The organism is Pedobacter nanyangensis (assembly GCF_003313505.1).
In the GTDB taxonomy this organism is placed as follows: domain Bacteria; phylum Bacteroidota; class Bacteroidia; order Sphingobacteriales; family Sphingobacteriaceae; genus Pedobacter; species Pedobacter nanyangensis.
Genome location: NZ_QMHO01000013.1, coordinates 1 through 13,335, shown reverse-complemented (window position 1 = coordinate 13,335; position 13,335 = coordinate 1). Strand labels below are relative to the sequence as shown.

The window sequence follows — 13,335 nt, the reverse complement described above, 5'->3', positions numbered from 1 at the left end:
TAATAAAAAAGAGTCCCGCATTGCGGGACTTTTTTTATTTACGTTACAGCTGAACGATTAATCATTGAAAACTGCTCGCTGGAAATTGAAAACTACTGAACGGGTTTATTCCTAATTTGGCTGGCTTTTAAATAAATTTTTGCTCCTTTTTTGTTCACGTAATATTTACGGTTTTTACCATCAATGTAAACATTGGAACCATCAGGTGCCATTTTGCCTTTATAGGTCTGATCTACCACCTTAGCGCTGCCTTTAACCGCTACCTCGGCGGTTTTGTTGCCCACGGCATTAGCGCCTTTCTCTACAGCCTTGCCTGTTTTTTGGAGGGCTTTTCCTACTTCTGTTTTTTTCTCTTTTTTTTCTTGAGCGTTAGTATTTAATGAAAACAGGCTAAATGCTGCTACAGCAAATAAGCCTATGATATATCCCTTTTTCATTTCCTTTTGGTTTTTATGAGGACAGAACAAATGAGGGAACAATTTGGTTTTGAACGGATACCTATTACTCAATAGGAATAGAGGAGAACCAACTTAGCCATCTGTCCCACAAACCAAATCTTTAGATTTCTCTCTAAAGGAATAACAATACGTGCACAAACAGGAGTCTTAATCGAAAATCCGAAGGATTTCAATCGTTATAGCAAAAGCACACATACAAAAGCATACGACTCCTACAGAGTCGCACTGATATTAGTCAGCTATGCGATAGAGATTTGACCTCTCCGAGGTCTTAAAAGACATGTGATAAAGGACAAAGTTTTTAGATTTCTCTCCCGAAAACTCGGGATCGAAATGACGGGGACATTCCGTCCGTCGATATAAAAAAAGGAGTTAAACCGTTTTGATTAAGGGTTAGCTTAGCTTCTCCGTCAATGCTTTCATTTCCAAATGAGCAGATTTTCTTTCGTAAAGGATTTGGTAAACCGCTTCGGAAATGGGCATGTCCACGCCATATTTTTTATTGATGTGGTGCATGGAGTTTGCTGCATAATACCCTTCGGCAATCATGGCCATTTCCAATTGTGCCGATTTTACCGTGTAGCCCTTCCCTATCATATTGCCAAAAGTACGGTTTCGGCTAAATTGCGAATAAGCAGTTACCATCAAATCGCCTAAATAAGCCGATTCCTTGATGTCACGCTCAATCGGGTGAACTACGTCTACAAAACGTTCTATTTCGCGGATGGCATTTGAAATGAGCACCGCTTGAAAGTTATCCCCATAGCCTACCGCATGGCAAATACCACTGGCTACTGCATAGATGTTTTTCAACACCGCAGCATATTCGGTACCAAAAATGTCATCGGAGATATTGGTTTTGATATACCTTGTATTTAAATGCTGCGCAAAGCTTTGGGCCAGGGCAACATCTGTGGAAGCAATGGTAAGGTAGGAAAGTTTCTCCAAGGCCACTTCTTCCGCATGGCAAGGCCCGCTAATCACTACGATATCTTGGTAGGGCACTTCAAATTTTTGGTGTAGGAAATCACCGATGATCAAGTTTTCTTCGGGCACGATACCTTTGATGGCAGAAATCAGTTTTTTGCCCTTCAACTGTGCGGGGCTGATATCTTTTAACGTATCGTTTAGGAAAGCTGCAGGTACATTTAGGATCACATAATCGGCCTGCGAAATGATATACTCGATATCTGACGAAACGTTTTCGGACTTCAGCTTAATTTCAACGGCACTCAGGTAACTGGGATTATGCTTGTAGTTTCTGATATGGTCAATCGCTTCTTCATTACGCATCCACCAAAAAATCTCCTTTTCGGATTCGTTATCGGAAAGCATTTTAATAATAGCTGTTGCCCAGCTTCCACCGCCAATCATGGCTATTTTCGGTCTGCTCATATCAGTTGTTAGTTCTGCTGTATTACCGTTAAACATCGGCTAAAAACAAAAGGTTTAAAAAAATGCGGTGTGCACTTCCTTAAACCTTTACAAAAATAACTAAATATTATGATTTGCTACGACTACTTTTTACTTCCGGCAGTAAACAATTTATCCTTAGTGGTTTGCTCCACTTTGGTTCCATCTTTCAGCTTGTTTTGGATAGCCGAATAAGGCCCTGAAACAATTTGCTCGCCTGCTTTTAAACCTTTTTTAACGATAATATACTGATCATTCTGGATACCTGTGCTCACTTCTGCCTTTTTAACGGTTGATGTTTTGGCATCAAAAAGATATACATATTGTTTAATCTGCTTGTCGTTCAGTTTGTTTTTCTGTTTTTCGGCATCATCGCCGCCGCTACCGCTATCATTTTTGTTATCGGTAAAAATAGCCTGGATAGGTACGGCCAAACCTTTTACGGTTTCGCTCTCAATATCCACCGTAGCTGAAAGCCCCGGCCTGAAAGGAGACGGCAAATCTTTGGCCCCACCTTTAACAGTGCTGTATGATTCGGCCAGCAATCTCACTTTTACAGAGAAGTTGGTTACCTGATCTACAGATGCTGTGGTGGTTGCACCAACGTTAGTAGAGGAACTGGCAATTTCAGTTACCACTCCCCTAAATTTCTTACCAGAAAAAGCATCTACTTCTACAGTAGCGCTATCGCCCAAAGTTACGCGGTTAATGTCGTTCTCGTTTACATCAACGTTAACCTCCATATTGCTCAGGTTAGATATGCGCATAATTTCTGTACCTGCCATTTGCGAAGTACCCAAAATACGGTCGCCAAGCTCAATAGAAAGTTTAGAAACTACGCCATCAACTGGTGCATAAATAGTCGTCCGGGCCAAGTTGGCTCCGGCCTCTTTTACGTTAGCTGCCGACTGCTCCAGTCCAAATTTTGCACCGGTTACGTTTTCCTTGGAGCTTTCCAAAGTTGATTTTGCGGTTAGATAAGCTGCTTTTGCGTTATCAAACTCGGCTGCCGAGATCACTTTTTTATTATAAAGCTCTACATTACGTTTATAGGTAGCTTCGGCGTTTACAAAGTTAGCTTGCGACTGTACTAGCTGTTGTTGTGATGCTGCTACACTAGCTTTTTGCGAGTTATAAGAAGCTACTGCTCTCTCATAACCTGATTGCAAAATATCGGGACGTACCTTACAAAGCAATTGTCCTTTCTTCACCACGTCACCTTCTTTTACCAAAAGTTCAGTTACCTCTCCTGATACCTCGGAGCTTAATTTCACTTCGGTTTCGGGCTGTATCTTACCACTGGCGGTTACGGTTTCAATCACTGTTCTTTCCCCAGCTTTCTCTACAGTTACCTTTTCAATCTGTTCCTTACCAATTACCCCTGTTAATTTCAATACAATCAGTAATGCGATAATTGCTCCAGCGCCTATTAAAATGTGTTTTAACTTCATAATTTATTTCAAATATGCTTTTGATAGCTTGTTTTTAATCTTTTTTAAAATGCAATTTGCTTGCCTAAATAATAATCAATCACTTTTGATTTGAACAACAGATCATACTTGGCTTGTATCATATCTATTTCTGCCTTGTTTTTATTCGTTAAGGCAGTACTGTACTCTACCGAATTGGCCAAACCAACATTGTAACGCTGTTCGATTACATAAAATGCATCTTTCTGAGCATCAAAAGCATTTTGGGCAGATTGATATTTACTTTCTGCGGCTCTCAAATCCGCAACAGCCTGATAGATTACTTTGTTAAGGTTATTTTTAGCCAGTTGCTCTTGTGTTTGCGTTTGCATCAAGTTGATCTTAGCTCTTTTAACACCCGTTTTGGCCGACAACCCATTAAATATTGGGATAGTTAAGCTCAAACCAATGCCCTTCGAGATATTGTCTTTCAACTGCTTTTCAAAAGAGTCATTAACAATCAAAGGGTTTTCACTGTAAAAGTAAGTTGTACCTATATTTCCATTGAACGACAAACGCGGATAAAGGTTTCCTTTGGCCACCTCAACACCCAGTTCGGCCGCACGTGTATTGGCACTGGACAACTTAATATCCGGAAACTGTTTCAATGCGGTTTGATAAACATCTTCTGCATTATATTTTGCTGATGGTTGCTTGAAACTATCTATCAAAGGTGCCTGCACTTGGTAAACTGTAGCCGAAGGAATATCCATCAATTGTGCCAAAGTTAAATAAGAGATCGCTAGTGCATTTTCTGCATCAGTAACGCTCAACTCTGCAGACGCTACCTGTGATTTTGCTTGAGAGACATCCGCCAATGTTTTATTTCCTACCTCCAGGAGTTGCGCCTGCTGATTCAACTGTTGCTTTGCTACTTCCAATTGTTGTTGTGCAGCCTTCAGGAAATCCTTATTGAAAAGAATTTGCATGTAAGAGGTAATTACAGAAAGGATTAAATCGTTTTTTATTTTCTCTGTATTGGTCTTTCCAGCTTCTATCAGCGCTTTATTTTGTTTAATCTGGTTTATTTTAGAAAAACCATTAAACAAATCGAGGTTGGTACTGGCACCAGCGGTTGTTCTATAGTTTTGGGTATTTTGAAATAAACCTGATGCTACCTGGTTACGTCCCCAACCAATATCTTGGCTAATACTTGCGTTTAAAGTAGGATATAAAGCAGCCCTTGATTGTTGTAAATTAACATCATTAAGGCTTTCGCTAAACTGCGACTGCTTAACCTGTAGGTTATTTTTAAGGGTTTTGTCGATGGCGTCTTGAATAGTAATCACTTCCTGTGCAAAAACTACCTGACCGCCAACAGTTGTGGACAGTACCACTCCAAACAATAAACCTAGGCTATAAATTTTCTTCATAAATTAAGTTTCACAATTATAAATAAACAAGGGGTTGCTTTCTGTAATTTTTTAACTACAGCCTTTAATGTTTACATTTACAGCATGTACACCGTTAGGCCGCCCTTTTTTCTCAAATGGTATTATCGCAATAATTTAATTTGGAATAAAGATAGCACAGAAAAATTTGTTTACCTCACATTTGACGATGGCCCCATCCCAAATGTTACAAGCTTTGTGTTAAATACCCTAAAAAGTTTTAATGTTAAAGCTACTTTTTTTTGCATTGGCGACAATATCAACAAGCATCCACAGGTGTTTGAACAAATCAAAGCTGATGGACATGCCGTTGGCAACCATACCTACAACCACTTAAAAGGCTGGAAAACCAACAACAAAACCTATGTTGACAATTTCTGGAAATGCCAAGAACTGACTGGCACCAATTTGTTTAGGCCGCCTTATGGCAGGATTAAAAAATCTCAGATAAAGGAATTAGTTACAAGTTACAAGTTAAAGGTTTCGGGCAACTTACCACCCATAAGCCATAACCCACAACTCAATATTATAATGTGGGACGTCCTCAGTGGAGATTTTGACCTAAAGCTTTCTCCCGAAAAGTGCTATCAAAACGTGATCAAACATACCAGAAACGGCTCTATCATTGTTTTTCATGACAGTTTAAAGGCATGGGATCGATTAGCATATGCGCTACCCAAAAGCATCGAATATCTATTACAACAAGGCTACCAATTTAAAACCTTGTAAGCTGATTTTATCAAATCTATTTGCATACAACCATCATTGCCGATCAAATATTTGACAATCTAGATTTTCCATATTTTAAAGTGAATAATTTACATCATTTGTGGATTTATGCATTCTTCTTCATCTTAGCATTAAAATCACAACAAAAAACTAGCTTAGCCATCTAAATCGTAAACATGAACAAATTTTACAAAGTCGCATTATCATTTATTTGCGTATTATCGGTATCCATTAGCCAAGCCCAGGAAAAGGAGCTTAGCATTAGTAGCAAAACAAATTCCGACAAAAGTGTAACCCTCACCGCCGAAAAAACCTCGCCTGGCACCTACACGGTGGTGTTAAATTTTAGAGATCTCAACAATTCGAGCATTGCAAGCAACCCAGTTTATGAAATAAGGCACAGCAACGATAATTTTTTAACCTTAACCCCTATCAATAAAGACCAAGGCATTGGCTATTCATATAGTTACAGCTACATTAGAGGTAAACTTAATCCTAAATACAGTCCGCTTTTTTTGTATGCCTTGCCTTATGCTCAGGGTAAAAAAGTAAGGGCCGTAGAATCTACTTTCCTTAATGCCACTTATTTTGGGTCTACCACTCCCGACGATTGGAAAGCTTACCGCTTTTACACCGAGAATGCCGATACTGTTACGGCCATTAGAAAAGGCATTGTAGTAAATGTAAGCGATATATATGATGAAGACACCAAAGATTTAAAATATACCAGTAAAGTAAATACCGTAATTGTAGAACACGCAGACGGTACCTTGGCCACCTATAAAGGCTTTAAAAAAGGAGTTTTGGTGAAAGAAGGACAAACGGTATTTCCTGGCACTGCCTTGGGCATTAACAGCATGACCAACGAAAGATATGGCATTTCATTGTTGATTACCTATCTTAAATCAGCAGAAATCGGCGCTGCCAAAAAGAATCCAAAGGAAACCAAAAGCCTATATGGTTTTATCACACCATATTTCTGTACCACCGAAAATGCTAATGGGGTATTAACCAACCAAAAATATTACACCTCAGTAATTACACCCGAAATTATCCAGAAGGAAATGACCAAAAAGGAGATTAAGAACCTGACGAAGAAATAACCTGGACAACCACAAGCAAGTTTTGTTATTATCCAAAGCGTAGCACAAAAAATCTCAAGTATTTTAAAACCTATCGGGCTTAACGGTGAGAAGGCAACTGGCAACTTATGGCAATCAAGTCAAATTCTAATGCGATATCTCTTTTTATTTTTGCTGACATATTTAGTTGCCTGCACACCATCTATGGAGAAAGATTTCAAGCAAATACCAGCGGAACTAAACGATACAGAAAGTCTTATTAAACATATTAGCCCTGCAAACAAAAATGTTTATTGGGAATGTGTTTTTAAAGATTATCAACAAAAATCATCAAGAACAATTGTTATTTTAGGAGATAGCTCAAGCCTCAAAAACCTTAAATATCAAGTTCCTAAAACAGGTTTCATAAATAAAAAATGGACAGGATACTATTACATTGCATATCATGACGGAAACGAACTAAGATATGTATATGATGCCAAAAGTCTTCAAAAATTCATCGGAAAAGTAGATAAGTTAGCGGAAGCTCTAATCATAGCTCAAACATTGAACTTCTGCGTTGATTCAAAAAGAAAAATTACAGGTGCCTATCGAAAAACAATAAACGGTTTTGATTTGCACCTGGCTAAATTTCATCTCTGCCCAATGCAAACAGAAGCTTTCAAAGTTCACATTGACACACTAGGAAACGTAAGAACCAAAAGCCTAAATTATTTTTACGATGTAGACAAAAATATCTGTGCTGATTAAAAGAGGTAGATGTTTTAATCAAATTAGTCTTTAGTTTTTTTACAGAAAGATTATTATAGAAAAATATGCAGCGCCATAAAATATTTTACAAAAAAACAAACAAAACACTGAAAAACAGATGATTAAAAATTAAAACCCACAATTTCACGTCCTTGGGTTTCAGCATAAATTCAAATCATCTAATGAGCTGCTTTAATTGCATTTAAAGGTTGTTTTTGCTATTTTTGCTTTGACCAAAAATTTGAGTTTTCTTGGTCAATAAACACAAATTTAATATACAAAATAGTGTTTCTTTCGCAGAAAGTAAGTGCACACCCTGTAGCGCTAGCCTTTAGTAAGAAAACACCCCATCAAAGATGAGTATTTATAACGATTATATCCAGGAGATTGAAGAAAGAAAAGCCCAAGACCTTCATCCCAAACCTATTGACAGCGCTGAATTATTAAGCGAAATCATCGAACAAATTAAAAATGTAAATAATTTTAACAGACAGGACGCTGTTAATTTTTTTATATATAACACCCTACCGGGTACCACGGGTGCCGCTGGCGTAAAAGCACAATTTTTAAAAGAAATCATTTTGGGTGAAACCATCGTGTCTGAAATCACCCCCGATTTTGCTTTCGAATTGTTGTCGCACATGAAAGGCGGTCCATCCATTAAAGTATTGTTAGACATCGCTTTGGCTGATAACGGCGATAAAGCCAAAAAAGCAGCTGAAGTGCTTAAAACACAGGTTTTCTTGTACGACGCAGATACCGACCGTTTAAAAGAAGCTTACCATAACGGCAATGAGATTGCCAAACAAATACTAGAAAGCTATGCTCAGGCTGAGTTTTTCACCAAACTTCCCGAAGTAGCGGAAGAAATCAAGGTGGTAACGTTTATTGCGGGCATTGGCGATATTTCTACGGATTTATTGTCGCCAGGCAACCAGGCGCACTCCCGTTCAGATCGTGAACTGCATGGCAAATGTATGATCACTCCCGAGGCACAGCAAGCCATCAGAGATTTACAAGCACAACACCCCGACAAAAGCGTTATGCTGGTAGCCGAAAAAGGTACCATGGGCGTAGGATCTTCACGGATGTCGGGCGTAAACAATGTAGCACTTTGGACAGGAAAACAAGCCAGTCCTTATGTTCCGTTTGTAAACATTGCGCCAATTGTAGGAGGCACCAATGGTATTTCTCCAATCTTCTTAACTACAGTTGACGTAACTGGCGGTATTGGTATCGATCTTAAAAACTGGGTAAAGAAAACTGACGAAAACGGCAACGTAGTGCGTAACGAGAACGACGAACCAGTTTTAGAAGAAGTATATTCCGTAGCGACAGGAACTGTACTTACCATTAACACCAAAACAAAAAAACTATACAACGGCAACCAAGAGTTAATTGACATTTCGAAAGCTTTAACGCCACAGAAAATGGAATTTATCAAAGCGGGAGGTTCTTACGCCATCGTATTTGGTAAAAAAATCCAAACTTTTGCGGCCAAAACTTTAGAGGTTGAAGCCCCTGTAGTGTTTGCCCCGGCCAAAGAAGTATCCATTGAAGGCCAAGGCTTAACTGCGGTAGAAAAAATATTCAACAGAAATGCAGTAGGTATTGCGCAAGGCAAGGTTTTACATGCAGGTTCCGATGTACGTGTTGAAGTAAACATTATTGGTTCTCAGGACACTACCGGCTTAATGACCGCCCAGGAACTAGAGGCCATGGCAGCAACGGTTATTTCTCCAATTGTTGATGGCGCTTACCAGTCGGGATGCCATACCGCATCCGTTTGGGACAAAAAAGCACAGGCAAACATTCCAAAACTGATGAAGTTCATGAACGACTTTGGCGTTATCACGGCTCGTGACCCTAAAGGCGTTTATCATTCCATGACCGACGTAATCCACAAAGTATTGAATGACATCACCATCGACGAATGGGCAATCATCATTGGTGGCGACTCGCATACTCGCATGTCAAAAGGAGTAGCTTTCGGTGCCGATTCTGGTACAGTAGCACTAGCTTTGGCAACAGGCGAGGCTTCTATGCCAATCCCTGAGTCGGTAAAAGTGACTTTCAAAGGTCAAATGAAAGAGCACATGGATTTCCGTGATGTGGTTCATGCAACACAACTGCAAATGCTACAACAGTTTGATGGTGAAAACGTATTCCAAGGCAGAATTATTGAGGTTCACATTGGTACTTTACTAGCAGACCAAGCCTTTACTTTTACCGATTGGACCGCAGAAATGAAAGCAAAAGCTTCGATCTGTATTTCGCAGGACGACACACTAATCCAATCATTAGAGATTGCCAAAAACCGTATTCAAATCATGATAGAAAAAGGTATGGACAACCATAACCAAGTGCTACAAGGTTTGATCAACAAGGCCAACAAACGTATCGAGGAAATTAAAACCGGCATCAAACCAGCATTAACACCTGATGACAATGCTAAATACTATGCAGAGGTAGTGATTGATCTGGATGTGATCAACGAACCAATGATTGCCGATCCAGACGTGAACAATGCGGACGTTTCCAAACGTTATACACATGATACCATTAGAGACCTGACTTACTACGGTGGCGACAAAAAAGTGGACCTTGGTTTCGTAGGTTCGTGCATGGTGCATAAAGACGATTTGAAAATTGTTTCGCAAATGCTGAAAAACGTAGAAACCCAAACCGGCACCGTAGAATTTAAAGCACCATTGGTAGTTGCGGCCCCAACCTATAACATCATTGATGAGCTGAAAGCCGAAGGCGACTGGGAATATTTGCAAAAATACTCTGGCTTCGAATTTAGCGATGCCCTACCTAAAAGCACAGCACGTACTGAGTACCAAAACATCATGTACCTAGAGCGTCCAGGCTGTAACTTGTGCATGGGAAACCAAGAAAAGGCCGCCAAAGGCGATACGGTAATGGCCACGTCTACCCGTTTGTTCCAAGGCCGTGTAGTAGAAGACAAAGACGGCAAAAAAGGAGAATCTTTATTGGCATCTACGCCAGTGGTGGTTCTTTCCGCAATTTTAGGCCGCATTCCAAGCATCGAAGAATATAAATTGGCCGTAGAAGGCATCAACTTAACCAAGTTCACCCCAATTTCTACAAAACAATAAGAACAAATCAGCAAATCATTTGTTAAAAACAGGAGGCTATCCAATCAATTGGATAGCCTTTTTTGCTTATAAAACACATTGTATAGAATGGTTTTAAATAACATAATTTGACAAATCTCAAAAATAAGTCTGTCAAAAAATATCTAATTTTAGATAATGTCATTATTGACAATAATTTTAAACAAAATAAAGTATGGCTTTTGATATAGAAATGATCAAAAAGGTATATGCAACTTTTGGCGAACGCGTAGATGCCGCTCGTGAATTAGTAGGCAGGCCTTTAACCCTTTCAGAAAAGATATTATACGCTCACCTTTGGGACGGAAAATCCAACAGAGCATTTAATCGTGGTGTAGACTACGTGGATTTTGCTCCAGATAGAGTAGCAATGCAGGACGCAACGGCTCAAATGGCCCTTTTGCAGTTTATGCAAGCTGGCCGACCGAAAGTAGCAGTGCCTTCTTCTGTACACTGTGATCACCTCATCACTGCCAAATTAGGTGCCGAAATTGACTTGCCTCATGCCAAAACCGAGAGTGCGGAAGTCTTCGACTTCCTTTCATCGGTTTCCAACAAATATGGTATCGGTTTCTGGAAACCAGGCGCAGGAATTATCCACCAAGTGATTTTGGAAAACTATGCTTTCCCTGGCGGGATGATGATTGGTACCGATAGCCACACCGTAAATGCAGGTGGTTTAGGCATGCTGGCCATTGGCGTTGGCGGTGCCGATGCCTGCGATGTGATGGCTGGTTTACCCTGGGAGCTTAAATTTCCTAAACTAATCGGAATCAAGCTAACCGGAAAATTAAGCGGTTGGACTTCGGCCAAAGATGTAATCCTGAAAGTAGCGGGTATTTTAACCGTAAAAGGTGGTACCGGTGCTATTGTAGAATATTTTGGCGATGGCGCCACAAACTTAAGCTGTACCGGCAAAGGCACAATCTGTAACATGGGCGCCGAAATTGGTGCTACTACCTCCACTTTTGGTTATGACCATAGCATGGAACGTTACCTGCGTGCTACTAACCGTGCCGATGTTGCCGATGCAGCCAACACAGTTGCCGCACACTTAACCGGTGATCCCGAGGTTTATGCCGAACCTGAAAAATATTTCGACCAATTAATCGAAATTAACCTTGATGAACTGGAGCCCTACCTGAACGGTCCATTCACCCCTGATTTGGCTACCCCAATTTCACAAATGAAAGACGTTGCCGCAGCAAATGGCTGGCCCACCAAGGTAGAGTGGGGACTGATCGGTTCTTGTACCAACTCCTCATACGAGGATTTATCCCGCGCTGCTTCGGTAGCAAGGCAAGCTATAGCTAAAGGCTTGGGCAAAAAAGCCGAGTTTGGGATTAACCCAGGCTCTGAACAGGTTCGCTACACTGCCGATAGAGACGGCCTGCTAAGCACTTTCACTAACCTGGATGCCACCATCTTCACCAACGCCTGCGGCCCCTGTATTGGAATGTGGGACAGAACCGGTGCCGAGAAAGCAGAGAAAAATACCATTGTACACTCGTTTAACCGTAACTTCGCTAAACGTGCCGACGGTAACCCCAACACCTACGCTTTTGTAACCTCTCCAGAAATCGTAGCCGCATTGGCTATCGCAGGCGATTTAGGCTTTAACCCTCTTACCGATACCTTAACCAACGATAAAGGAGAACAGGTAAAACTAGACGAACCAACCGGCTGGGAACTGCCTGAAAAAGGTTATGCCGTTGACGACGCTGGGTACCAAGCTCCTGCCGAAGACGGTTCTAGCGTAGAAGTTAAGGTTTCTCCCACTTCGCACCGCTTGCAATTATTAGATCCCTTTGCCCCCTGGGAAGGCACTGACCTTAAAGGCCTAAAGCTACTCATCAAAGCTAAAGGCAAATGTACCACCGACCACATCTCCATGGCTGGGCCTTGGTTGAAATTCCGCGGCCACTTGGACAACATTTCCAATAACTTGCTAATTGGTGCCGTTAACTTCTTTAACGATAAAACCGATACCGTTAAAAACCAATTGACTGGCGAGTACGGCCCGGTACCAGCTACCCAACGCGCTTATAAAGCCGATGGCATTGGTTCAATTGTAGTAGGTGATGAAAACTATGGTGAAGGTTCATCTCGTGAGCATGCGGCTATGGAGCCTCGTCATTTGGGTGTACGTGCGGTATTGGTAAAATCTTTTGCCCGTATCCACGAAACCAACCTGAAAAAACAAGGCATGCTGGGCTTAACCTTCGCCAATAAAGAAGATTATAACAAAATCCAGGAAGATGACACCATCGATATCCTAGGTTTAACAGAATTTGCCCCAAACAAACCGTTAACCCTGGTACTACACCATGCAGATGGCACTACTGAGCAATTTGACGTTAACCACAGCTATAACGAGCAACAAATTGAATGGTTCAAAGCAGGCGGTGCCTTAAATATTATCAGAAAAGAAGCAGCCGCTAAAGCGGCGCAAGCTTAATAGTCCGCAAGTTTAAAAAAACGGAAAGACAACCAAATCCCAATCAGTGTAAAAAGCTGGTTGGGATTTTTTGATGTACCGTAAGCTAGCCATTTATTTTTAGAAGAGCAGTTTCATTGCTACTATCTCCCGCAAGCCTGGCTGTACACTACAACTCCTCGCCCGCGCTACGCTTGGCTGTGGGGTTTCCGTTTCCATCCAGTCTATTTCAATACATACATTGCAAATATCAAACAACAGCCCGTTGGCGGGGACGCCAACTACAGCAACCTATAAAGCTAAAGCCAGCAGTTGGCGGGGACGGCAACTACAGCCAACCTATAAGCTAAAGATGCATTCAAGAAAGGACAGAACAAAAGCAAACATCAGCCCGCTCCCTCTTCGCACAACACGGCCAATCGGCATAGCCTGTTAGCCATTGCCGGGTTTGGCAACATGCCATAGT

General features: G+C 41.0%; 9 protein-coding genes. 5 read left to right on the top strand and 4 right to left on the bottom strand.

The features are described 5' to 3' along the window. Positions 1–92: 92 nt before the first annotated feature. The 4 genes from DUT71_RS17090 to DUT71_RS17075 form a co-directional block, all read right to left on the bottom strand. Positions 93–437 (bottom strand): hypothetical protein, encoded by a 345-nt coding sequence (locus tag DUT71_RS17090; RefSeq protein WP_113663765.1) that lies wholly within the window; start codon positions 435–437, stop codon positions 93–95. A 414-nt stretch (positions 438–851) separates the two neighbouring features. Continuing rightward, positions 852–1,853 carry an NAD(P)H-dependent glycerol-3-phosphate dehydrogenase gene (locus DUT71_RS17085; protein WP_113663852.1) on the bottom strand — a complete coding sequence of 334 codons (1,002 nt, stop codon included), beginning with the start codon at positions 1,851–1,853 and terminating at the stop codon, positions 852–854. A 122-nt stretch (positions 1,854–1,975) separates the two neighbouring features. Then, on the bottom strand, positions 1,976–3,322 hold the full coding sequence (locus DUT71_RS17080; RefSeq protein ID WP_113663764.1) for an efflux RND transporter periplasmic adaptor subunit: 1,347 nt from the start codon (positions 3,320–3,322) through the stop codon (positions 1,976–1,978). Positions 3,323–3,366: 44 nt separating this feature from the next. Then, positions 3,367–4,713 carry a TolC family protein gene (locus DUT71_RS17075; RefSeq protein WP_113663763.1) on the bottom strand — a complete coding sequence of 449 codons (1,347 nt, stop codon included), beginning with the start codon at positions 4,711–4,713 and terminating at the stop codon, positions 3,367–3,369. Positions 4,714–4,797: 84 nt separating this feature from the next. Between DUT71_RS17075 and DUT71_RS17070 the strand changes: the two genes are divergently transcribed. The 5 genes from DUT71_RS17070 to DUT71_RS17050 all read left to right on the top strand — a co-directional run bounded on the left by DUT71_RS17070 (position 4,798) and on the right by DUT71_RS17050 (position 12,890). Continuing rightward, a complete protein-coding gene (locus DUT71_RS17070) occupies positions 4,798–5,460 on the top strand; it encodes a polysaccharide deacetylase family protein (protein ID WP_113663762.1) in 663 nt (220 codons plus the stop codon). Positions 5,461–5,636: 176 nt separating this feature from the next. Then, a complete protein-coding gene (locus tag DUT71_RS17065; RefSeq protein ID WP_113663761.1) occupies positions 5,637–6,563 on the top strand; it encodes a M23 family metallopeptidase in 927 nt (308 codons plus the stop codon). A 183-nt stretch (positions 6,564–6,746) separates the two neighbouring features. Next, positions 6,747–7,292 (top strand): hypothetical protein, encoded by a 546-nt coding sequence (locus DUT71_RS17060; protein ID WP_113663760.1) that lies wholly within the window; start codon positions 6,747–6,749, stop codon positions 7,290–7,292. Between the two features lie 356 nt (positions 7,293–7,648). After that, positions 7,649–10,414, top strand: a complete 2,766-nt coding sequence (locus tag DUT71_RS17055) for a bifunctional aconitate hydratase 2/2-methylisocitrate dehydratase (protein ID WP_113663759.1) — start codon at positions 7,649–7,651, stop codon at positions 10,412–10,414. 193 nt (positions 10,415–10,607) lie between these two features. Continuing rightward, complete coding sequence (locus DUT71_RS17050; protein WP_113663758.1) at positions 10,608–12,890, top strand: aconitate hydratase; 2,283 nt, start codon at positions 10,608–10,610, stop codon at positions 12,888–12,890. Positions 12,891–13,335: the final 445 nt, after the last annotated feature.

Coding starts and splice junctions, on each gene's coding strand:
- DUT71_RS17085 (WP_113663852.1), bottom strand. CDS start 1,853: ATGAGCAGACCGAAAATAGCCATGATTGGCGGTGGAAGCTGGGCAACA.
- DUT71_RS17090 (WP_113663765.1), bottom strand. CDS start 437: ATGAAAAAGGGATATATCATAGGCTTATTTGCTGTAGCAGCATTTAGC.
- DUT71_RS17050 (WP_113663758.1), top strand. CDS start 10,608: ATGGCTTTTGATATAGAAATGATCAAAAAGGTATATGCAACTTTTGGC.
- DUT71_RS17070 (WP_113663762.1), top strand. CDS start 4,798: ATGTACACCGTTAGGCCGCCCTTTTTTCTCAAATGGTATTATCGCAAT.
- DUT71_RS17065 (WP_113663761.1), top strand. CDS start 5,637: ATGAACAAATTTTACAAAGTCGCATTATCATTTATTTGCGTATTATCG.
- DUT71_RS17060 (WP_113663760.1), top strand. CDS start 6,747: ATGGAGAAAGATTTCAAGCAAATACCAGCGGAACTAAACGATACAGAA.
- DUT71_RS17075 (WP_113663763.1), bottom strand. CDS start 4,713: ATGAAGAAAATTTATAGCCTAGGTTTATTGTTTGGAGTGGTACTGTCC.
- DUT71_RS17080 (WP_113663764.1), bottom strand. CDS start 3,322: ATGAAGTTAAAACACATTTTAATAGGCGCTGGAGCAATTATCGCATTA.
- DUT71_RS17055 (WP_113663759.1), top strand. CDS start 7,649: ATGAGTATTTATAACGATTATATCCAGGAGATTGAAGAAAGAAAAGCC.